Source organism: Paenibacillus sp. FSL P4-0176 (genome assembly GCF_037975265.1).
Classification (GTDB): Bacteria; Bacillota; Bacilli; order Paenibacillales; family Paenibacillaceae; genus Paenibacillus; species Paenibacillus amylolyticus.
Map to the genome: position 1 here is coordinate 391,236 of NZ_CP150242.1, position 23,201 is coordinate 414,436.

The 23,201-nt window shown below is 48.1% G+C and carries 20 protein-coding genes; 8 read left to right on the plus strand and 12 right to left on the minus strand.

The window, feature by feature from the left end:
- The first annotated feature begins 98 nt into the window (after positions 1–98).
- The 3 genes from MKY95_RS01900 (at position 99) to MKY95_RS01910 (ending at position 5,385) form a co-directional block, all read left to right on the plus strand.
- The gene (locus tag MKY95_RS01900) at positions 99–2,102 is read left to right on the plus strand and encodes a heparinase II/III family protein (RefSeq protein ID WP_339196552.1); all 2,004 of its coding nucleotides are present in this window, start codon (positions 99–101) and stop codon (positions 2,100–2,102) included.
- A complete protein-coding gene (locus MKY95_RS01905; RefSeq protein ID WP_339196554.1) occupies positions 2,095–4,047 on the plus strand; it encodes a glycosyl hydrolase in 1,953 nt (650 codons plus the stop codon). The genes MKY95_RS01900 and MKY95_RS01905 overlap by 8 nt, the downstream gene beginning before the upstream one ends.
- Positions 4,048–4,248: 201 nt before the next feature.
- Positions 4,249–5,385 carry a glycosyl hydrolase gene (locus MKY95_RS01910; RefSeq protein WP_339196557.1) on the plus strand — a complete coding sequence of 379 codons (1,137 nt, stop codon included), beginning with the start codon at positions 4,249–4,251 and terminating at the stop codon, positions 5,383–5,385.
- 386 nt (positions 5,386–5,771) lie between these two features.
- On the opposite strand, the gene MKY95_RS01915 is transcribed toward MKY95_RS01910, so the two are convergent.
- Entirely contained in the window at positions 5,772–6,377 is a 606-nt protein-coding gene (locus MKY95_RS01915) for a class I SAM-dependent methyltransferase (RefSeq protein ID WP_339196560.1), read from the minus strand.
- Between the two features lie 208 nt (positions 6,378–6,585).
- Between MKY95_RS01915 and MKY95_RS01920 the strand changes: the two genes are divergently transcribed.
- On the plus strand, positions 6,586–8,961 hold the full coding sequence (locus MKY95_RS01920; RefSeq protein WP_339196562.1) for an Ig-like domain-containing protein: 2,376 nt from the start codon (positions 6,586–6,588) through the stop codon (positions 8,959–8,961).
- Positions 8,962–9,367: 406 nt separating this feature from the next.
- Here the strand turns inward: MKY95_RS01920 and MKY95_RS01925 are convergent, their stop codons facing one another.
- The 8 genes from MKY95_RS01925 to MKY95_RS01960 all read right to left on the minus strand — a co-directional run bounded on the left by MKY95_RS01925 (position 9,368) and on the right by MKY95_RS01960 (position 16,534).
- Positions 9,368–9,913, minus strand: a complete 546-nt coding sequence (locus MKY95_RS01925; protein WP_339196565.1) for a chromate transporter — start codon at positions 9,911–9,913, stop codon at positions 9,368–9,370.
- Positions 9,914–9,915: 2 nt separating this feature from the next.
- A complete protein-coding gene (locus MKY95_RS01930) occupies positions 9,916–10,503 on the minus strand; it encodes a chromate transporter (protein WP_017691071.1) in 588 nt (195 codons plus the stop codon).
- A 12-nt stretch (positions 10,504–10,515) separates the two neighbouring features.
- A complete protein-coding gene (locus tag MKY95_RS01935; protein WP_036616550.1) occupies positions 10,516–11,010 on the minus strand; it encodes an Lrp/AsnC family transcriptional regulator in 495 nt (164 codons plus the stop codon).
- A gap of 270 nt (positions 11,011–11,280) precedes the next feature.
- The gene (locus tag MKY95_RS01940) at positions 11,281–12,396 is read right to left on the minus strand and encodes a PAS domain-containing protein (RefSeq protein WP_339196569.1); all 1,116 of its coding nucleotides are present in this window, start codon (positions 12,394–12,396) and stop codon (positions 11,281–11,283) included.
- Positions 12,389–13,039 carry a response regulator transcription factor gene (locus MKY95_RS01945; protein WP_017691068.1) on the minus strand — a complete coding sequence of 217 codons (651 nt, stop codon included), beginning with the start codon at positions 13,037–13,039 and terminating at the stop codon, positions 12,389–12,391. The genes MKY95_RS01940 and MKY95_RS01945 overlap by 8 nt, the downstream gene beginning before the upstream one ends.
- Before the next feature lie 121 nt (positions 13,040–13,160).
- A complete protein-coding gene (locus MKY95_RS01950; RefSeq protein WP_339196572.1) occupies positions 13,161–14,159 on the minus strand; it encodes an ABC transporter substrate-binding protein in 999 nt (332 codons plus the stop codon).
- A 117-nt stretch (positions 14,160–14,276) separates the two neighbouring features.
- Positions 14,277–15,887 carry an AraC family transcriptional regulator gene (locus tag MKY95_RS01955; RefSeq protein WP_339196574.1) on the minus strand — a complete coding sequence of 537 codons (1,611 nt, stop codon included), beginning with the start codon at positions 15,885–15,887 and terminating at the stop codon, positions 14,277–14,279.
- Between the two features lie 215 nt (positions 15,888–16,102).
- On the minus strand, positions 16,103–16,534 hold the full coding sequence (locus MKY95_RS01960) for a GAF domain-containing protein (protein WP_051447438.1): 432 nt from the start codon (positions 16,532–16,534) through the stop codon (positions 16,103–16,105).
- 376 nt (positions 16,535–16,910) lie between these two features.
- On the opposite strand from MKY95_RS01960, the gene MKY95_RS01965 reads away from it, so the two are divergent.
- Positions 16,911–17,687 (plus strand): Crp/Fnr family transcriptional regulator, encoded by a 777-nt coding sequence (locus tag MKY95_RS01965; protein WP_235193905.1) that lies wholly within the window; start codon positions 16,911–16,913, stop codon positions 17,685–17,687.
- An 87-nt stretch (positions 17,688–17,774) separates the two neighbouring features.
- Here the strand turns inward: MKY95_RS01965 and MKY95_RS01970 are convergent, their stop codons facing one another.
- The 3 genes from MKY95_RS01970 to MKY95_RS01980 all read right to left on the minus strand — a co-directional run bounded on the left by MKY95_RS01970 (position 17,775) and on the right by MKY95_RS01980 (position 19,058).
- The gene (locus MKY95_RS01970) at positions 17,775–18,332 is read right to left on the minus strand and encodes a GNAT family protein (RefSeq protein ID WP_036673069.1); all 558 of its coding nucleotides are present in this window, start codon (positions 18,330–18,332) and stop codon (positions 17,775–17,777) included.
- Between the two features lie 123 nt (positions 18,333–18,455).
- Complete coding sequence (locus tag MKY95_RS01975; protein WP_017691064.1) at positions 18,456–18,611, minus strand: hypothetical protein; 156 nt, start codon at positions 18,609–18,611, stop codon at positions 18,456–18,458.
- 153 nt (positions 18,612–18,764) lie between these two features.
- On the minus strand, positions 18,765–19,058 hold the full coding sequence (locus MKY95_RS01980) for a hypothetical protein (protein ID WP_036673074.1): 294 nt from the start codon (positions 19,056–19,058) through the stop codon (positions 18,765–18,767).
- Between the two features lie 224 nt (positions 19,059–19,282).
- Here MKY95_RS01980 and MKY95_RS01985 point away from each other — a divergent pair, with 224 nt between their 5' ends.
- From MKY95_RS01985 to MKY95_RS01995, 3 genes are all read left to right on the plus strand, one after another.
- On the plus strand, positions 19,283–20,797 hold the full coding sequence (locus tag MKY95_RS01985) for a DUF6359 domain-containing protein (protein ID WP_235193913.1): 1,515 nt from the start codon (positions 19,283–19,285) through the stop codon (positions 20,795–20,797).
- Between the two features lie 209 nt (positions 20,798–21,006).
- Positions 21,007–21,636 carry a sporulation-specific diadenylate cyclase CdaS gene (gene cdaS, locus MKY95_RS01990; protein WP_036673077.1) on the plus strand — a complete coding sequence of 210 codons (630 nt, stop codon included), beginning with the start codon at positions 21,007–21,009 and terminating at the stop codon, positions 21,634–21,636.
- A gap of 287 nt (positions 21,637–21,923) precedes the next feature.
- Positions 21,924–23,030: a Glu/Leu/Phe/Val dehydrogenase gene (locus MKY95_RS01995; RefSeq protein ID WP_036673078.1), complete on the plus strand. Its 1,107-nt coding sequence runs from the start codon at positions 21,924–21,926 to the stop codon at positions 23,028–23,030.
- Positions 23,031–23,201 lie beyond the last annotated feature (171 nt).

Genomic DNA, 23,201 nt, shown 5'->3' on the forward strand with positions numbered 1-23,201 from the left:
AAAGGGTTATAATGGATAATTCTTCAAAAATGCTATCATATCCGGTAAAATGAAATCGATTACATTATAATATGGGCATGACAATCCATTAACGAAGAGTGGTGAATCCAGTGGAAGATTCCATTCACGAAGTCGAAAATGAAAATATAAACCAACGTGGTACTGAGAGCAGAGCATTGAGTTCCTTAAGTGCCGACAGACTCTTGGAGAAGTTATCCCGGCCTGAATTGGCTACGTTATACACAGACTTGAAGGCTTACGGTGAACGTGCCTTGAAAGAACCCATGCCTTCCTTGTCGTTCCGTCTATATCGACAGTTCAGCGATACGGGTGAGCGGAAAGCCTATGAAGAGGCTTATTTCGATCGAAGGGGCAGGCTGGCTGCTGTGGCGATGCTCGCATTAGACACAGCTAGGCCGGATGCACTGCAGGCGCTGGAAGAAATATTGTGGGACGTGTGTGGTGAGTATACGTGGTGTTTGCCCGCGCATCTGGGTACGGGAGAGGTCAACCAGGTGAATGGGAACATCGATCTGTTCGCCGCAGAGACGGTACATATGCTGGCCGAGATTGTGACCATTCACGCCGAGCGGCTGGATCGCCTTGTCATAGAACGGATCAGGTCTGAAGCAGAACGGCGAATCTTCACTCCGCTTTACCGGGAGCAACGGAAGTTCCACTGGCAGACAGCGGATCACAACTGGTCGGCGGTCTGTGGTGGGTGCTGTGGCATGGCCGCATTGTTGCTGCTCGAGGATGAGTCCACACTACAGGAATCGATCTCCCATACGGTCAGCTGTATGAACGCATTCTTGAGCGGATATGGCGAGGATGGTGGCTGTGCCGAAGGCATTGGATATTGGGTATATGGATTTGGTTATTTCACCTATTATGCCGAGATGCTTCGTGAGTACAGTGAGGGCGAACTAGATCTGCTGACGGGTTCCAAAATAACAACTATCGCAGCCTTCCCGCTGCGAGTTCATCTGTCGGGCGGCACATATGTGAATTATTCGGACAGTGCCGAGCAGGAAGAGATCCCTTCCGGATTGCTTTCTCTGCTCGCATCCCGGGTGGGGTTGCAGATAGATCTTCCATTTCATATCCCACTGCTTACTGATGATTCCTGTCATCGCTGGGCTCATCTATTGCGGAACGTGATGTGGAGCGATCCGCCAGTATACGGTGATGAAGGTGCCTCTGGGCAGGCTGAACGGGGATTTATTTTTCAAAATCTGGGCTGGATGATTGCAAAAGGATCGCTCGATTCTCCGGATACAAAACATGCGAACGGCGCACCCCTTCATGTGGCTATTTCCATTAAAGGCGGGCATAACGATGAACCTCACAACCATAATGATCTGGGGCAGTTCATTATCCATTGCGGTGGTGAGAATATTCTGTGTGATCCAGGAGCAGGGTTGTACAGCCAAGCGTATTTTGCACCAGGCAGAGAGCAGCTGTTCCACATCTCATCATCCGGGCATAACGTTCCGCTCATTGAAGGCCAGGAGCAATGCTCCGGTCGGCAAGCGCAAGCTCATGTGTTAGAGGTAAAGCTGGCAGAGGGTGGCTGTGAGCTGAATGCAACAATGGATCTAACATCCGCATACTCTGGGGCAGCTTCACTGGCTCGTTATACGCGCCAATTTCATTGGAAGATGGCTTCTGACGGGAGCGGGAATGGAGCGGAATTGCGTCTCATTGACCGTTTTCAATGGAAGAGCAGGGTGGTGTCTTCGGCAGAACGATTCTCTTCGGTGGATGATTCAGATGCAGGATGTTCGAGCGTAGTGGAGCGCTGGATGAGCAGAGTACAACCTGAGGTGGTGAAGAGTGGTAATCTTCGCTGGCAAGGTGCACATGGGGCGATCCATATGACGTATGATGCGAACCAGTGGAAAATTCTTACGGAGAAACTGGACACAGTTGATCATGACAATGTTCCAGTCACATTCTATCGGACGTCACTATCATGGACAGGTGCAATTGATGAGACGGATGTTCGGACAGAACGCCCTAATCCGCTTGAAACGGTATGTGAGGTACGCTTCATCATTGAACCGAAAATGGGAGAAACCGAGGTGAGCATGCGTGAGTAAATATACATCTGCGTCCACGTATCCATGGAAAGACGAACTCGAACATTACCGTACATTGGCAGAACAAGCGGGCCCCCCTCCGGCAGACGGCTGGAATAGAGAGCGCAAGTTGGTACTTGTTGAAAGTGTTGTTCGCGCTTACACACCATATCAGGACAGCCAGGGTACAATTATCGACCCGTTCTCGGGTGTGGAGAGATATTATTCTACACCGGCCTATGCAATGGCTGCGGCAGTTCTGGTTGATGCAGGGCGTACAGATCTGCTTGACTCCGCAGCGGCAGCCCTGTCACAGAGCATTGATGCCGTGGTCAAAGGTAGCGCACCTGACAATCACCCTGATTTTTTTCCGGTGCTCATGATGAGAGCATATATGTTGTTGAAGTCACATCTGCCGGAACAAGCGAAGATCTGGGCTGAGGCACTCAAGACAATCAGTCCTGAACAAGATTATGTATTTACGATGAGCAAGATGAACAATCCCAATCGCATGATTAACTGGAACGCCATTATGATCTCTGGCGAATATCTGCGGTGGCATGAACAGCTGGCGAATGAGGGTACTGCGTGGATGGATCGATATCTGGAAGCCTATCATCTACCCCGGTTTACGGCCCTTGGCTTGTATCAGGATGGACCGATGGATCGTCCAAATTGTCCATTTTCCTATGATATTGCCACCCGTTATCACCTTGGGGTGATGCTTGAAGCTGGTTACGAGGGAAAGACTGCGGATACGTTACGTGAGCAGCTGCGCCATGGTGCCTTCAGCTCGTTACTGACGCTCTCGCCGCTAGGTGAGATTCCACCGCGTGGTCGCAGCTCCCAGCATCAGTGGAATGAAGCGGCGGCGGCTTATGTATGTTCTACACATGCAACGCAGGCTCTGGAGGCGGGTGATCCGGTGATGGCGGGTGCTTTTGCACGTGCGGCCAATCGGTGTTTTGCTGCTGTGGAGCGCTGGAAGATGGATGATGGACGCTTGAAAATTGTACGCAATGAATACAAGCCAGAAGATCGGCATGGGTATGAAATCTATACCAACCATACCTGTTACAATCTGTGGACGGCAGCAGCGCTGGCTCACGCTTGTCTCAGTGATCCGGGAGACGATGTGAGCGAAGTGTACCTTCCTTCCGAGTTAGGCAGCAGGGTTTTGCAGACCGATGGGTGGTTTGAAACTGTGATTGCTTCCATACCTGGTCAGCAACTGGTATTACACACGGCGATGAATGATCCGTATACGATCCCTGGTTTGGTACGGATTCAGCAGATGGGGTTACCTGGTCTGATTGGTCCGTCCGCCGCCAGCCATGTGCAGGCCGGATTTACGGAATTTGCCGATGGGGAGGTCCGACCGCTCAGCTACTGCCCTGCCTGGAAGACACCAGATGGGGTATGGCACAGTCTTGCAGAGGGGATTCCATCCGGTGGTACATATGATCGTGACGTTGGATTAGACCCTGCACAGGGAGGAGGTTCCGTTGTGTACGAGAAGGTGGACCATAATACGCCGAATCAAGTGGAGCAACATCTGGTGGAAAGAGCGTCAGAAGATGGCGGCGAGCATCGGGTTAATTCTTTTGCCGTGACATGGGTCGGTCCATTACCCGGAATTGAATCATTGCGTACCCATTATGTGCAACAGGCGGATGGGCTGACCATAACGTATGAGTTCGAAGGTGAGATTGCGGCGGCAGGTGCACTCATTCCATTGATGTTCCATGATGGTCGCGAACAGGCGGTAATTACCCATACGGATCATAACGTACGAACGGAGTATCGGGGGGCCTATGTAGAATCTACAGCGCTGGATCAGGAAGCCATAATTTATCTGGTGGAGCAAGCCGTGGCTTCACGTAATGGGTTACTGAAGGAAGCCCGGATTGAAGTGAACGGAGCACGTAGGTTGTCATTTGCGATCCGATTGGGCGAGTTTAACTGAAGGGTGTTCAGGTTGAGGATCATTAGATCTCCAAACATCTCAAAACAGCTCGAAGCATAGTTGAAAGTGTTATTCGTGGATGATTAGTGATATTTATCGGATAGCTATTGCAGTTACGGCATACGACGCTATAGATAAGTTGAGGATGAGCTGGAGCATCAAGCTTAGATGTCTGGTATTGAATCGAGGAGGGATATGTTCATGAACACATCAACGTCGGTAAAATGGCTCGAGGAAGCGTGGCAACAGGGGGCTGCCAAGACAATTCGGAATGCAAAGCGGATCAAGGATACATTTCCACACATTGCCCCGCAGGGGACGTATGACCGGAATGATCCGGAATGGTGGACAGCGGGTTTCTGGCCTGGATTGTTATGGCTGGTCTATGGGGATGCGCCGGCAAGTGAAGCGGCGGCTTCGCTACATCGCATTGCCGAAAGCTGTGAGCGGCAACTGGAAGGTTGTCTGCGTGATCCCGAATCGGTAGATCACGATCTGGGGTTCATCTGGCTGCTTAGTGGCGTAGCCAACTACCGCCAGACGGGTAGCATGGATGGACGGCGGCGCGGCATGCTTGCCGCCAACCTGCTCGCTGCCCGGTTCCACGTGCGCGGTGAGTTCATCCGCGCCTGGAACTTCAGCTCGTCAGCAATGGATACGCGCGGCGTAGCCATCATTGACAGCATGATGAACCTGCCGCTGCTCTACTGGGCATCCGAGCAGAGCGGCGACCCGCGCTTCCGTTGGCTGGCGGAAGCGCACGCGGACACCGTGGCGCGCGAATTCATCCGCGCGGACGGGTCCATCTGCCACGTGGTGGAGTTCGACCCACACACGGGGCAGAAGCTACGAGAGCATGGCGGACAGGGCCATGCTCCAGGTTCCGCCTGGGCGCGGGGGACCGCCTGGGCGTTGCACGGGTTTGCGCTGTCTTTCCGGTATACGGGCGAAGCCCGATATCTGGAGACAGCGGAGCGTGCGGCCGATTTCTTCCTCGCCATGCTTGGCGAAGAGATCGTGCCGGTGTGGGATTTCCGCGCACCTGCGGAGCATCAGGTGGCGTGGGACTCGTCCGCTGCGGCGATTGCCGCAAGCGGGTTGCTTGAGCTGGCGAAGCTGTCGCCACGCGGGGAGACCTATGCTGCCGCGGGAGAACGCATCGTCCGCGGCTTGCATGAGCACTATAGCTCCCGCGACTCGGCAGCGGAAGAAGGTCTAATCATGCAGGGAACGGTGCATTACCCGGAAGGGCGAGGGCTGAATGTGCCGATTATATACGGCGATTATTTCTATATGGAAGCGCTGGCGAAGCTGCGTGGACATGCGGGGTTATTTTAAAAGAAGAATTGAGAACTACGGGCTGGAAGAACTGAAGGGGAGAACGGATTAGTAAGGTATTAGTGTTGTGAGCCTTCGAATTATTTCATTAGATTCAAATAGTTAACCAGTTATATATTCAGTATTTAGTTGTCAGTAGCATCAGTAGCAAACCATCATCACCTGTCCACGTGAGGCTGTCTCCAGTATTAGGAACGATATCCCTTCTATTGGAGACGGAGTATACCTAAGCTTGAGCTTTGAATAGACAAATCAAGGTGAGTGGACAGGTGGATGGTGTACATAATCGAAAGAAGACAAAAGAAGTATCTGGCCTATGAATATCTCATTCTTACGGGTCCAGTTGGGGTACAGAATTAGCTATGCTTTACTGAAAAAATCGATTTTCACTTCGAAGGTGTACGTCTCAGGATGACAAAGTCGGCAGAAGATTGATCTGGATAGCGCTGCGGAATAATCTCATGAACTTTGAAATCAGGGTAGTCGAAGAGATACTCGAACAGATTACGGTCCTGGATTGTATCAATCCCCGGGTTGCCGTTTTCTTTCAAACGGGTGTAAAGCACCACCCATGCTGTTGAGGAGTGCAGAATATCATAGAGGGTATTGCGAAAATCTGTTTCATCCGTGATGTGATATAACACATCCAGACAGACCGTCAGATCGGCTTGCAGGAAACCACGGTTAATCCATAGGCCTGGTGTATACAACATGAAGCTCTTGGACGAATCCTTGGCAAATTGGGAAGCACAACGCTTTACTGAAGAAGCCGCTACATCCACGCCCAGGTAGTCCTCATAATTCATGTATTGCAACTGGTTGCCATCCCCACATCCAAACTCAATGACACGATGAATCCCTTCACGTTGAATCAGTCCGTTCACGACCTCGGCCTTGAATTCAGCCAAAACCCCGTATGAACCCCTCCCAGAAGTTTCACCCGAACGATATGTTTCCTCCCAATACCCGATGTAATCAAAAGGCTGAACCATTATGTTTCCTCCAATCCTGTTAAAAGAAGTTCAAGACAGTCAATATACATAGGTATGCGTAATATTCGCAGGTATGATCGGTTGAAACAGGAATCGAAGATAAATTAATTTCCATAGAATTCCCTGAAAATTTCCTGAAAGTCTAAACATCTGGAAAGGACTTGCCGACATAAAACATAAGGAAAAAAATGATGATAATCGGGGGGAAATGATGTTAAAGCCAAGATTGACCAAGTACATGGTGATGATGCTGGTGTTGATGCTGAGTATTTCCAACGTAGGCTTGGCCGCTGCGGCAGACAAAGAACTGTCCAAAATTGTGGTTTCCAAGAATGAGATGTCGCTCGAAGTTGGTGATTCTGGGTCTGTTACGGTGACAGGGGTATATTCAGATAATACCTCGGCTAATGTAACGATTAGTACAACCTGGAGTAGCGAAGATACTTCGATAGCAACTGTATATAATGGTGCAATCACGGCCAAAAAAGAAGGTAAAGCGACGATTACCGCAGCTTACCAGGGCCAGAGTCAGACCGTTCAAGTGAAAGTAACGAAGAAGGTCAAAGCTCTTTCGAAAAACGTGCAAAGTCTGGATTTACGCACGGGAGATACAAAAGAAATTATTTTGACAGCAACGTATAGTGACAATGAAACAAATAATGAAGCAGCAAGTACTGCAGAATGGTCTACCAGTGATGAGAAGGTTGCTACCGTGGTGAATGGTAAAGTAACTGGACAAAGCGCTGGTACAGCTGTGATCACAGCCAAAGTTGGCAGCCAAAGCGTGACGGTGGATGTTAACGTTGAAGTGGTTAAACGTGTAGATGTAGATAAACAGCAAGTTAACTTGCTGTTGAACAAAAGTGAAAGTGTGAAAGTGACGGCTACGTATCCAGATGGTACAACCAAAGATGTAACCGATCTGGCGGAGTGGACATCCAGCAATGAGAAGGTCGCAGATGTTCTCAAAGGCGAAATTACAGGATACTCGGCAGGTTCTGCCAAGATCACAGCCAAATACGGTACGAAATCTGTATCCGTTGACGTGGATGTGGATCTGACCAGCAAGCTGAGTGTGGAGAAACAAAGTATTTTCTTCCGTTTGGATGGGGACAAGAGTACAGCCAATATCGTATTAACGGCTTCTTATCCAACCAGCAGCGATGTGAATGTAACGGATCAGGCGACATGGACATCCAGCAACGAGAAAGTTGCAACGGTATTCAAGGGGCAGATTACAGCCATTAGCGCAGGTTCAACAACGATCAAAGCAACCTATAGTGGAAAAACTGTAGAAATTGCTGTAGATGTAGATACGGCAAGATATCTGGATATCAAAGATGTAAATGACAAGCTCGCCATGAGTGTTACCGGTGATAACAAGTCTAAGACATTGGTAGCCAATGCCGAATATATTGATGCCAGTACAGAAAATGTAACTTCCAAAGCAACATGGACTTCAAGCAATCCAGATGTCGTATATGTATCAAACGGCGATCTGATTGCATACAAATCCGGTACGGCTACGATCACTGTAGCTTATGGCGGTAAAACGGTTAAATTCACAGTGAATGTAGACGTAGCAGACAAGTATGAGATGGACAAGAAAAAAGCATCGGTAGCCGTTGGTGGAACGACTTCTGCCAAAGTACTGGCGTTGTATGGTGAAACATCCAAAGATGTATCTGAAGATGCAACTTGGAGCAGCAGCAGCGACAAAATCGCTGAGGTAGATAGCAAAGGGGTTATCACAGGTGTTGCTACAGGTAAAGTAACCATTACCGCGAAGATTGAAGGCAAAACACTGACTCTGCCTGTTGAAGTAGGTATGGCTAGTGGACTGGAAGCAGATGTGAACTTCGTTGTTCTGTCTGCCAAAGAAACTCAGACGATCCTTCTAACAGGTACGGATGAGGACGGCAACACGTTGGATGTTACATCCGAAGCAACCTGGAAATCCAGCAATGCACGTGTAGCAGATGTGAAAAAAGGCGTGATCACAGGTAACAGCAGTGGTAAAGCCAACATCACAGCAGAATACGGCTCCAAAAAAGTGACGATCCAAGTTGAAGTGGATGTCATCACACGTATTGAAGCTTCCGAGCCGGTTCTTTCCCTGAAATCAGGCGATACAGCTGATCTGACGGTAACTGCCTTCTTGAGCGACGGTAGCGAGCGTGATGTTACGGACAAAGCTGAATGGAAAACGAACAGCTACAAAGTAGCTCAAGTGACCAAAGGTAAAGTCAAAGCTACAGGTTCAGGTAAAGCCAAAATCACAGCAAAATACGGCAGCAAGTCTGTAACGGTTGCTCTAGATGTGGATACACTGAAATATTTGCAGACGGATAAAGTAACGTTGACCATGAAACCTGGTGAAAAGGTAACCGTGGCTGCAACTGCAACGTATGCCGATGGCAGTGAAGCGAATGTATCCAAACCGGCTCTCTGGAAATCTTCCCGTATTGCTACAGCATCGGTGAAAGATGGAATTATTCAGGCGAACGGCAAAGGTAAAGCAACAATTACGGTGACATTTGCAGGTGTGAAAACCAAAGTAACGGTAGTGGTTGAAGCAAAGTAAACGATATTTTTCAACTGTGAGTGTGAAACGTGCAAATAAAAACGGTGATGCCAGCTAATAGCTGGTATCACCGTTTTTTGTTTATAAACTAGAGCGTGTCTTCAAGCGCTAACGAATCTGAAACGTCTTATTCAGGGGTCTGGAGCGTTTGCAGAAATCTAAGGAATCTGAGACACGTTATATCGGAAAGTACAGTCTTTTATAGCACTTTTGTCAGGTGTTTTTGGTGAATAACGTGTCTGAGATTCCTTACAATTTATAAAGAGGACCTAAAGACCAAATAAGACGTCCTCAGTTCCTTAGAAAATGAAAATAGTCTGGCCATTCGCCAACGTCCAGAACCCTTGCATACACCCATTGCAGATGTATCCAAGTGCTTCTGTGACGCTCCCTGTATGTTCTATAACTACATCGTGTTAGACAATACCAGCGCACCATAGGCAAAAGCGATCACGATCAGGATGGCGGGATGCAGCTTGGTTTTGGTCATGACCCAGAGCGAGATGCCTGCAATGATCAACGTCTGCCAGATGCCGATGGAATCAGTGGACAGCTGCCCGAATTCCCATGTGAGCAGAATCATGAGTACGGCGATAACAGGCTGCACAAGCAGGGTCATGCCTTTGACTTTTGGTGACGTGCGATGTTTGTTCAACAGACGAAGTAATATAATTAGTGCAGTTGCGGAAGGCACGATTGTGGCAAAACTTGCGATAAATGCCCCGAACCATCCTGCTACGTGGTACCCGACAAATGCAGCAATTTTGGTTGCAATCGGGCCGGGAAGGGCGTTACCAATCGCCAGTACATCACCGAATTGCTCGGTGGTCATCCATTGGTAGTGGTTCACAATCTCTTCCTGCATAAGCGGAATGGATGCCGGACCGCCCCCATATCCCAAGATGTTTGCTACGAAAAATCCCCAAAATAATTCCCACCAGGTCTGGAGCATCCTTAGGACACCCCCTTATCGGACTCGCCTTTGGACTTGAAGCGCTGAACCAGATCCAGATGGAAGACACCATATCCCAGGAAAACCGCGATCACAATCCCCGGATGGATATCCAGCAACTGCAATAGTACAAAGGCAATTACGCCGAATAGGGCGGCAAAAACTTTACCGAGTCCCTTCCAGGCTTTCATGGCAAATTCATAAGCCATCATGCCCAGCATGACAAAAATGACTGGCCGCACGGCGGCTACCATGCCTGCAACCACTTTCGACTCGCGTAGCGCGTACATGGAACCGAGCAGCGCGATAATGGCAATGCTTGTCGGTAAAATGTGAGCGAGTACGGACACGATCGCGCCCAGCACACCTTTGGTTTTATAACCGAGATATGCGGCCATTTTGGTCGCGATGGGACCCGGCAAGGCGTTGGCGATAGCCAAAATCTCGCCGAACTCCTCATCACTGACCCATTTGTAACGCGTAACGGCTTCGTAACGGATTAACGGGATCACCGAAGGGCCGCCGCCATATCCGAGAATTCCGGTTCGTACCATTCCGATGACGAGACCGTTGTAATCTTTCCAACCCATGCTGATTTCCTCCTAGAGTCTCATGCCCATCCGGCTTTTATAACGTTTCAACAATAGCTGTGATTCCACTTTGACGATACCCGGCATCTTATAGAGCTTCTCCAGCAAGAACTGCTCCATCTCTTCCATATCCGCAAAAATACCATGCATGTGCAGTGTACTCGGGCCTGTCATATGATAAAGACTGGTGACGGCTGGCTCTTCATCCAGTTTCTCAGCGACTTCATCCAGGAAGGGCGGTTCAACATCGACATTGAAAAAGGCCGAGACCTGAAGCCCAACTTTGCCAGGGTTTATTACAACGGTGAAGCGTTCGATGATTCCTTTTTCGGATAACGCATTAATGCGGGCCTGAACGGCTACACGTGACAACCCGATCTGTGTACCCAGATCCGTATAGGATATTCGGCTGTTGTGGTGAAGCGCGGCGATGATTTTGCGATCCATCTCGTCCAGATTGTACATTTGTGGAATTTCTCCTCCTTTGGAGGAGCGTTTCTCTGACATGTTGACCATCCTTTTCTCTCGCTATATGAAATAAACAATAAAATTTTACTAAACATACAATGTGTATGTGGCATTCATAGTTTAATGACGAATCGTAACTGGAGTCAATCTATTTATCATGATTATTGAATTTAACCGATTTTGAGCCTTCATTTTGTCATTTGGACCAATCGGAAATAAAAAGACCACTCGCATAGTCCAATAGCGAGCAGCCGTTAAATAATAGATAAGCTGGAGTAAAGCGCAAAGTGTGATACGAAGCATGTACGGTTATCCCTGTGCTGTCTTGGGCAATAAAAGGGTAACGGTAGTCCCTTCGCCAGGCTCGGAAGAAACTCTCAACGTTCCTCCTGCACCACGGGCACGCTCTTCCATACTGAACAATCCAACGCCATTGCCAGCGGTTGCTTCGCTGAATCCGGCACCCTGGTCTTCAATAATAACCATCGTCATGTCCTCAGCGTCTTCTATAGTAACACGTGCCTCGGCAACATCGGCATACTTCGCGACATTGGTTAAGGCTTCCTGAATAATCCGGTAGATGGCTATCTCCCGGTTCATTTCCAATCGTTTGCGCAAATTACATTCCAGATCAACTTCGATCCCGTAGTGACGGGTGTAATTCTCGATATACGTACGAATCGCCGGAACAACACCCAGGTCATCCAGAACGGATGGTCTCAGCTCCCATGCCATGCCGCGCACATCTTCCATGATGCCCGTGACCTGTTTCCGGAGTGCTTCCACGCCCGGTTGAGGCTGATCTGCCAGTAGTCGGTCCATCTGGATCACCAGAGAGAAGAGACTCTGTCCGATCCCGTCATGCAGTTCACGCGAGATCCGGCGTCGTTCCTCTTCCTGAATGTTCATCACTTGGGACATCATTTTCTGCAATTCGCCTTCGACAGATTTCAGCTTGGTTACCTCGCTGCGTACAGCCAGATATTGATATGGCTCGCCATCGTTATCGAGAAAAGGCACGATGGTGGTGTTGACCCAATAATAACTGCCATCTCTGGCACGATTGCGAATCTCCCCGTTCCATACCTTACCTGAGGATATCGTGTCCCACAGGTTTTTCATAAAGCTTTTGCCATGGTATCCAGAATTAATGATTCGATGATCCTTACCGATCAGTTCCTCGCGCTCATACTGCGAGATTTCACAGAATTTATCATTCACATACTGGATTTTACCCTTGCGGTCTGTCAGGGCTACAATGGAGGATTCATCTAAGGCAAATTTCAGATCACTCAGTTGATGCAGAGAACCCTTCAGCCTGCTGCGAAATTCGTTATCCGTAATGTGATTATCGATTTCGTTCAGCAGGAGGCGTACGGGCTGGTCTGCGAGTCCACTTAATCTGTTCTTGCGTGCACTACTCAAAGTTCAGCAACCCCTTTTTCATGGCGAACTTCACCAGTTCCGGTCGTGTACGCAGGCCAAGTTTCTCCATCAGATTGCTTTTGTGGGATTCGACCGTTTTGACACTGATGATCAGATGTTCGGCGATTTCCTTGTTGGCGTAACCCTTGGCAATCCAGGACAAAATCTCTTTCTCCCGCTCGGATAACGTGTCATACGGTCCGGCGTTTTCCTGTTTGGCTTTGTCCAGGTATTCACTCATCAGCCGCTTGGTTGCACTGGGGTACAGATAGGCGCTACCCTCTGCTACGGAACGAATCGCAGCAAGCAATTCTTCATGCGGCGCACTTTTGAGGATATATCCGGATGCTCCCGCATGGATGGCGCGGAACAGATATTCTTCATCGTCATGCATGGTTAGTATCAAAATGGAGACATCTGGCATCAATTTCTTCAATTCAGCGGTAGCAGTCAGACCGTCTTTGCCTGGCGGCATGCTGAAATCCATCAAGACCACATCTGGCTTCAACTCTTGAGCCTTGGCAATGGCTTCATCGCCATCTGCGGCATCTCCAACGATATGTATATCATTCTTTCCTTCAAGTAAGGCGATCAGCCCGGAACGCACGACAACATGGTCGTCTACAACTAATAGTTGAATCACATGATTTCCCCCTGTCCGCTTCCCTAGTTCTATCTATATCATAACAAAAAAAGAAGCCATTCAGAGCTTTAATCTCCGAATAGCTTCTCTTACTCAACGTGTGGGATAGAAACATTGAACCTTAATGTTCTGTTTGGCCGAAACGTTCCTGAATCATATTGGCAATTTCCTGGACTTGTGCCTCCACGGCAAGAGGATCATATGGCCAGAACCGTTCCCCATCCAGCTTGAACACTCGATTGTTCTTCACGGCGTCCAGGGATGACCAGACGGGTGATGTTTCATCCAGCGAACCACCATTGGATAAATCCAGGAAAATATAATCACCGGCATAATCCGCCAGTTTCTCCTCGGATACAGTTACAGTATCTTTATCCTGATCAATCAGTTCCTTTTGTACAATGTCTGGTGCTTTCAGTCCGAGCTGTTGGTAGATGGCTTGCCCACCGCGGTTGACACCATCTCCGTTGATATACCAATCCTTACCAAAAAGACTGAAGTTGGAGAAAGTCGTACCTTCCTGAACCAACCCTTGAATGGAGTCCTTGGCTGACTTCACTTTTACTTCGAATTGGGACAACCAGTCTGCGGCTTCCTTTTGTTTGTTTAAGATTTCTCCAAAAGCAGTGATTTCCTCATGCACATTGTCGTATGTACCATAAGGGATGATGAGGGTTGGTGCGATTTTGCGATATTGCTCATTCAGCTTCTCATCTCCACCTACAGTGACGATCAGGTCGGGCTCAAGTGAAAGAATTTTTTCCACTGAACCACCGTCAATACGACCAATGTCTGCTACGCCTTCAACCAGATCAAGCACATAAGGGCTTTCCAGCTCATAATCCGGTGCGCCTACTGGTTTGATACCAAGTGCGAGAAAATCAGCGAGGTAGCCCTGTGTCACAATCCGCTGTGGGTTCGCGGGTATTTCAACGTCTCCATTAAAGGTGGATATGAACTGCGTTTTTGCGGCGCTGTCTGCCGGTTGTTCTTCTGTAGCAACAGGTGAGGAAGGTTTATTTTTTGTGGTTTCTTCCACTTGGCTTGAGCAGCCAATAATTCCAATCACCAGTACCAGGAACATAAGCCCAGTCCACCATTTTGATTTAACCCCTGTCATTCTGCTTCTCCCCAATCAATAATGATTATCTTTCTCAATAAAACCTCCTTAGTATCGTAGCTTTTGGATACAAGTGTCGTCCATCTCAAAATGTGACCTCTTGAGCATGGACAATGGTTACCTGTTCTTTTCACCATTCTCCCGAATCAGGATATCTACCATAAGCTGAAGTTGCTTTTCCAGAGCCAGCGCATCATTACACCAGAATTGTTCCAGCTTGAGAGGATATATCCGGCTCTTTCCGTTATTCATAACCTTGTTCCAGTGTGGTCGTTCCATGAGTTTGACTTGTGCATCATGATAGAGACCGCCTTCATGTGAGGAAAGCACGAGAAACATATGGTTTGCTGCATATTCCGTCAATTGATCTTCCTGGATGAACTGATGATTATTAGGTTCCAGAACGTCACGTAGAATACTGGGAGGAGGTGTAAGATTGAGTCCATAATAGACGTTGTATGCCGCTCTGGCGGTTACATTCCAGATACAGATCGTTCCATCTTCCCAGAGTTCATATAACCCAACGGTTTCATCAGGCTGGATTGCAGCCCCAAGTCGTTCAGCTTCACTGCTGACCAGCGCGGTGTAATGATCTATCCAGTTTTCGGCAGCCTGCTCTCGACCTATGATTCGTCCGATAAGTTGAACGGTCTCCATTCGATTTAACTTGTCCCATGGCAGGACCATAACTGGAGCAATCTGTTCCAGTTGTTCGAGCTTATGGGGCAAATAGTATAGATAATCTGGCGCGATGATCAGATCAGGTGGTTCAGTTCGGAGGATTTCTTCCACACCATATTGATCTAAATCCAGTACATCATGCAACTCGTCTTGGATTAGCGGTGACATAGCCCAGGGTAGGAATGAGGCGGCAATGGGGTAAACGCCTAAGGCTAACAGATCTCCTGTGTACTGTACGGTAGCAATTCGTCTTGCGCGGGGCTGTAGTCGGTATTCACTTGGACTAATCCCAGTAAACTGCTTAAATTTTCGACTTAAGTATAAACCGTCGGAGTATCCCACAAGCAGCGCAATTTCATTTAAGGTGGCATGCGTGGACAACAGGTATTGCTTTGTCTTGTCCATACGAACTCGGGTCAAGTGAGCTTGAAAGCTTCGTCCAACCTGTTTTTGAAAGAACCTAGAGAAGTAGCTCGCATTAAACCCGGTTAATCTGGCGAGTTCTTCACGGGTGAGATGACTGTCATAGTGATGATTCATGTAGCGAAGTGCTTCACGAATTATACTGTCTACCATTTCTGTAGAAGGTTTAATCGCCAGCTTGAATAATTCAAGCAATTCACTCAGCAGATAATGAGACCTGGCTTCTTCGGTCTGGACACTTCCTGTCCTTTTTTCGGAAAGATCCTGGATGATTGCCAGCATTCGCAGAACCTGTGGACTTGCTCCGGTCTTCGAACCATGTGAGGGCAAGTTCACTGTTGTTAGCTCATAAACACGTTTGTCAGGACTCTCTTCCGTTAATGCATAATCCTGAAAACCGATATGATACAGGGTGAAGGCAGAAGGTGGGATATGTATCAGCTCCAGGGAGCATTGGGGATGTAGAAAAAGTAACTGTCCTTTATGTAAAACACCGTGCTCATTACCATATCTATAGTCCACCGTCGCTGTGCAGGTAACCAATGAAGGCGTTTTTATGGAAATGGTACTGTTGTGCTGTGTGGATTCCCATGGAATAACACTGGCAGTTGTCAATACAAACATATCTTTAGCCTCCTTAGCTGTATATACTATCTATGAATATACGAATGTATGGACTCGATTATATCAATCTGTGTGAGTGACGTCGATGTATACAGATGAGCGAAGACAGGTGAACAGACTAAGGCTTGCTCCGCTGTAAATAACTATAATAAAAAAAGCCTTGATACTCCCCTAAGGAAATAACAAGACTTCTTCCATATTAAAGACAGATGTTGTTATCCAAACACCTTCGGCTGAAGATGTAGAGCGATTTGCTCCGTCTGCCGGATCATGTCCGGTGAGAAGGTGCAAGGCAATCTGCTGCCAACAAGCAGCACGGCGCCAGGCACGCTTCCTTCCTGGAACACAGGTACTGCTATGGCACATACCAGCCGCTCAGCGAGCATTAACGGGCAACGACCGGGTGTATGCTCCCCGGTGGATTGTGCATCAGATCGAGCTGTGCGTCCAGTCCGAAGGGCTGTGCCCACCAGATCTTGTCCGGCGCGCATTTCCATGCGTTTCACCCGTTCATTACTAGCCCCAGAGGTATACTTCCAGCGTAGCATCGTCCCGTTCAGACAGGCAAGTCCACAGAAGTCGCTGGATGTGTTCAGGCGCAGGCCGTCGATCATCTCCTGAATGCCAGATGGCAGTTCATCATGCATGAGAGGACACTTCCTTTTTCGAAATTATAACGTACGTGACGTGTAATTATTATCATTAACCTTTGAACAGGATCATCTTAAAGTAAGGGTATTACAATGTTAATTCTATTGTAGACCCTTTCTCGTACGTTGTAATTCAGGGAAAACCCCTATTTCCGTTCTATAATCTACTGAACTTAGGCAGTGGAGGACTCCTGAATCAGGTGCACCAAGGGATTGAAGAAGTGCGAAGGATGAGGCATATCGGTGAAATGTGACTTTTCTCACAGCAAATTCAGGGAGTTTCTCGTTAATGATCAGGTAATCCCCCGATAACCCTCGCGCTACTTTCGCGGTATGATGGATACATAAGGAATCACCGAGGGGGACGAAGGTTATGGGTACAGTATTTGTAGAAAGAACAACCCAGAGAGCAGAGCAGAAACAAACGGAGGCGGGCAAAATGACACGAGAAACAGGCGGAATCCTTTCGTTCGTTACATCTGAGCAATGGGGCCTGATTGAAGCAAAAATGCAGCCCAAACGGGTGAAGTCGGGGTATAGTCTCTTTCTCGAAGGCGATGAAGCCGGATATCTGTACTACATTCGTTCGGGACGAGTGAAAATGACCAAGTCGACGGAGGATGGCAAGGAAATTATTTTATCCATTCAGCAAAGCGGCGATCTCATCGGTGAATTCGGCGGCATCGGCGGATTGAATCATAGCTACAGTGCAGAGATGGCGGAAAAAGGGGAACTGGCCATTATCTCGCTTAGCGATCTGGAAAGTATACTCAGCAAACATGGCGACCTTGCCTTGAAATTCTTGCAATGGATGGCACTGTCGCAGCGGATCACCCAGTCGAGATTCCGTGATTTGCTGCTCTATGGCAAGGCGGGTGCGCTCGCTTCGACACTGATCCGTGCCAGCAATTCGTATGGTAGGGTTACACCGGATGGTATTGTGCTGGACATGAAGCTGAACCATACCGATCTTGCCGAGATGATTGGAGCTACCCGGGAGAGCGTAACGCGGATGCTGGGGGCATGGAAGGAACAAGGTACGCTGGATATGATGGACGGCAAACTGATGATTCGTGACCTGGCAGCCCTGCGCTGTATGTGTGGATGTCCGACATTCCCAAGCTGCCCGGTAGAGCTGTGCCGGTTGTAAATTAGTTTGTTCAGAGGCTTCACCTCCATTGGCGATTGGGGTCGTTACGGAGTAAAAGAAAAAAAGCTGGCGTCCCATATATGGGAGTCAGCTTTTTGTGTTTCTTTGAAATTGTTCATGTGCATATTCACTGGAGAGAATCGAATAGATCACAGAGTCATGAAAGGAACCTTTGTAGAACCAGTGCTCCCGTAGCAGACCTTCACACTGCATGCCAATCTTCTTCATGACATTCTCCGAAGCAGTGTTATGCGGACGACATTTGGCGTAAATCCGGTGAATTCCGAGTTCGTTGAAACCGAAGCCTAGTAGAGCACTGGCTGCTTCGGCGGCATACCCTTTTCCTTGATAGGTGGGATTAAGGACATAGCCGATCTCTGCATTGGTTTTCTCCATAACGTGAATACCGACTCCGCCAAGGAGAGTTCCATCACTTTTCAAACATATTGCAAGTTCAAAGCCCTTTCTTGGATGTGCCTGCTGTGTGTCCAACACAAACTGCACGTATGCTCGTGTATCTTCTTCCGTATTCGGTCCCCATGCCGTATGCTGAGTAACTTCTGTCATGGATGTGTAGCTATGTATACTTTTCCAATCGGTCTCCCGAATTTCCCGGATGATCAGTCTGTCAGTCTCCAGTTGCATCGTTGTTCACTCCTTCACGTTTGAATAACTTTACTGTCCATTGTACAACAAAAATAGCCCATAACAGATTCAACGAATGAATCGGTCATGAGCCTGATGTAGATCTATGATGTATGTGGCATGCTATTGTGGTTGTTTACATTGAACTGCGGGATAAGTATAAGCCAGCTTACGGATAATTTCCTTTTGCCATCTCGTATCACCCAGGTTGGTTGCCAGGTTCAGAAGATCCAAATAATCGTCAAGCTGCAGATCAGCCTTTTGCAGAGTTGTATTCATTCGATGTTCGTTCCCCTTTATCTATAAAATCGTAAAATCATATGCAGTAGAAAGTTACAAAGAGACAAGTTCAAGAATGATAATCATTATCATGTTTATATATTCATTATGCAATGAACGCTGGCAAAATGCAATCCCAAGTCCGCATCGAATTTAACTTTTTTCTGAAAATAGGCTCACCCACAGCACATAGGGAATGTATACACCGAGATATGCAGACGGATACAAGAACCAGCCATTCAGCAGGAAATGGTGAATTTCGGTGGTGAATGTGGTCATATGAGCATTCGTCGCATACACATCACCAGCGATGACGGTTGCCGCACTGTAGAAACAGAGTAGCGCAAGAATATGGAATACTCGGGTAACCATGCGGGAACGAAGAGCAACATAAGCCATAATCAGCGGAACAATCAACAAGAGCAACAAAAATATTAACTTCATCATCGTTTTACTCCTTCGGTAAATGGAATTCTAATGATAATCAGTATGGGCCAATAGACTCAACTTCTAAACTTTTTCATAAACTTTACAAAAAGAAAGAGGAATTCAGCATATGAACAATTAAATTAAAGGAGGATAACCCATTATCAGGTAATTTGGAGGAGGAGAAAGGGAATATGAAGAAGGCGTTATGGCAGCACTGGATCGGGGCATTCCTGGTCTTTATCATGATGGCAACCGCACTGCTGGGGCCGGGTTCGCAAAGTCCGGTACAAGCTGCAGCACCACTTACGGTATCTCAGGCCATCGCTGCCCAGAGCGGTGGAGGAACAGCAACGGTTGAAGGAATCATTGTTGGACATGCTACCGGGTCGCTTACCGCGAAGTTTACATCTCCGTATGCCAATGATTTTAATGTTCTGATTGCGGATTCAGCGTCAGAGCGGACCAACGCCAGATTATTGGATGTACAGATTCCCTCATCTTTCCGTTCGCAATATGGATTGGCGTCCAACCCCAGTCTTGTAGGAAAAAAGATCATCGTAACCGGAACCTTAGGTGCCTACAACAGCTATGCAGGAGTCAAAAACCCAACGTCCATCACACTTTCCTCCGGAACAACCAATCCTGATCCAGAACCAAACCCGGGCACAACACTGCCGGACGGTACCGGCAAGAAAGTATTGTTTGATAATACCCACGCCCAGACAGCAGGTGCTGCCGACTGGATTATTGACGGGGCATTTTCGGATTTTGCCAATGGTTTGCGAAACGCAGGCTTTGCCGTGGATCAGCTGGAACGCAGCATCCCGTATACATTCGGTGAGCAAGCTATCACCTATAATAAATTGAAAGATTACGACGTCTTTGTCATCGGCGAAGCCAACGTGCCGTTCAAAGCGACTGAGCAGGCAGCGCTTGTGCAGTACGTGCAGAACGGAGGAAGTATCTTCTTCATCTCCGACCACTATAATGCAGACCGCAACAAAAACCGCTGGGATTCTTCCGAAGTATTTAACGGCTATCGCCGCGGTGCCTTCCTGAATCCGGCCAAAGGCATGTCCTCGGCTGAAGCCGAATCACCAGCGATGCAGAGTGTGACGAGTTCAGACTGGCTCGCGACGAACTTTGGTGTCCGTTTCCGCTACAATGCCCTTGGAGATGTAAATGCATCGGATATCGTTGCACCTGCACAATCCTTCGGCATTACGACTGGTGTTAATTCTGTAGCCATGCATGCGGGATCGACCATTGCGATTATAGACCCGAACAAAGCCAAAGGCTTGGTCTATGTACCAAGTGGTGTATCCAAGTGGGGCAATGCCGTGGACCAGGGCGTATACAATGGTGGTGGACGAGCTGAAGGAGCCTATGCTGCCATTGCAAAGGTTGGTGTAGGCAAAGCCGCATTTATCGGTGACTCTTCACCTGTAGAAGACGCGACTCCGAAATATTTGCGTGAAGAGACCGGTGCTACCAAGAAGACCTATGATGGATTCAAAGAAGTGGATGATGCAACGTTCCTTGTGAATACTGTGAAATGGCTCGCGGTCAAAGAGAGCTACACCAGTCTGGCACAAGTGCCAGGATTGACATTGGATACGGCAACAAGCCTGCTTCCTATCGAAGCTCCAGCCGCATCAACCGAGCCGCAACTTGAGCCATGGGCTGCACCAGCGGCAGGGTACAAATGGTATGATCCAACTACATTTAAGACAGGTTCATACGGCAAAGCGCAATAATTAAAGTAGACAAACATCAAATTATTATGCGAATAGGGTCTGACCGTGGAGTTTTGCGGACAGGCTCTTTTTTTGCTTGTTATATCAGTTACAATGAAGCTCGTGATTAGCTCCTACAGCCCCGCCATTGCATAAATATGTGCTCCAGAGGGGAAGGTATGGGTACTAATGATGCGGCGTGAAGCCCAACCCAACCAAGGAGGCGGCGAATGATGACCCAGCAAGCAGACTGTGACAGTTCCTCGATGAGGCAGAAGCTTAAGGCAGATCTCCATCGTGTAGCAGAGCGTATGAATCTGACGTTATCCCGATTTGACAATGACAGTGCCTGCCTGCTGGGGCAATTTGCAGAGATTCGAGCGGAAATCAAGCAAATCGAGGTGCTCGCCTCTTCGTTTTATCTGGATTGTTATCTGTCACCTTTTACCGAGAAGTTTGCCGAATTAACATCGAGCGTACAGCATCTATCTGACCGGAGATATGGGGCGTTGATTGTGATTGAACGGGAGATTCCGTTGGAGTCGATCATTCATTCAGGTGTGGCTGTGGATGCAAGAGTGACGCATGCGTTGCTGGAATCGCTATTTATTCCCGGTGCACCTCTGCATGATGGGGCTGTGTTGATTCGTGGCAATCAAATTGTATCCGCTGGTAATGTGCTGCCGTTGTCGCAAGCGGAAGTGCATGAACGAAAAATAGGCACTCGTCATCGGGCTGCATTGGGTTTAAGTGAATTGACGGATGCGGTTGTGTTGGTTGTCTCCGAGGAGACAGGACAGGCTTCATTCGCTGTGGATGGCGATTTGCATCCAATCAATGTGGTCGAAACGCTCCCTTAAATGTGAATGATCAAGTGGCCTACTTGGGGCGATTAAGTTGATGCAGTTGAGGGAAGTGTACCTTTCTCCTGTAAGGGAGAGAGGTTTTTCTATGGATAGACGATAAAATTATAATCTGAAATTCGACCGCTATGCTCCCGCCATATGAGAAACATCGATCGATGCTTCTCTGACATTGCGATGTGATTTTGCACAAACTGGGTATTCATGGGTACAATAGAGGATGGTCAATGAATAGAGAACAATGCGATTGGATCGCAAAAATGGTTGGAGGAGACGGTTAGCACATGAGTTGGTTTGAAGCAATGGAGCATCACGATTATGAGGAACTGGTTCTGTGCCAGGATCGAAATTCAGGGTTAAAAGCAATTATCGCCATACACGACACAACACTCGGCCCTGCGCTGGGAGGCACACGGATGTGGACTTACGCTTCAGAAGAAGCAGCCATTGAAGATGCCCTGCGCCTTGCCCGTGGTATGACATATAAGAATGCGGTATCCGGCCTGAATCTGGGCGGTGGCAAAACCGTTATCATCGGAGATCCGCGGCGCGACAAAAACGAAGCGATGTTTCGGGCGTTTGGACGATATATTCAAGGGTTGAACGGACGTTATATCACGGCCGAAGATGTGGGAACAACGGAAGAGGACATGAACTTGATCTATCAGGAAACCGATTATGTGACAGGCATCTCCGCGAGTTATGGTTCATCCGGTAACCCATCGCCTGCAACGGCTTGGGGTGTATATCGGGGGATCAAGGCAGCGGCCAAAGAAGCATTTGGTACCGATCTGCTGGAGGGTAAAACGATAGCGGTCCAAGGTGTCGGCAATGTGGCGATGCATCTGTGCAAATATCTGTATGAGGAAGGTGCACATCTGATCGTTACGGATATCCATAAGGACTCGGTGAAACAGGCTGTGGACCGCTTCGGCGCAACAGCAGTTGATCCCGCAGACATCACGAGTGTGGAATGTGATATCTATGCACCATGTGCACTGGGCGGCACGATTAATGACGATACGCTCAAAACGCTCAAGGCAAAGGTTGTAGCGGGCTGTGCCAATAATCAGCTGTTGGAGACCCGTCATGGGGATCAGCTGTATGATATGGGCATCGTATATGCGCCTGACTATGTTATCAATGCAGGTGGTGTAATTAACATTGCGGATGAGTTGAACGGTTATAACGCGGATCGGGCGTGGAGCAAGATCGGAGAGATCTATTCCAATCTGGAGAAAATATTCGAAAGCTCACGTACCGAGGGCATCGCTACCTATGTTGCCGCAGATCGTCTGGCTGAGCGACGGATTGAACAGATGAAGAATACGCGCAGTACATTCTTGCAGAATGGTCATCACTCATTGAGTTCCCGGAGATTGCGCAAGTAAACTTAATAGATTCATAAAAAAACTTAAAACGGTCTGTTAGATAACGGCAACATCCATTCCCAAGATGGATAGTCGATCTGACAGGCCATTTTTTTATGTTGCTATCAGAATTTCAAAAAAAAGAAAAACAGTGGCAATATCTCCCTAATTGATCAATTTTACTATGGATTT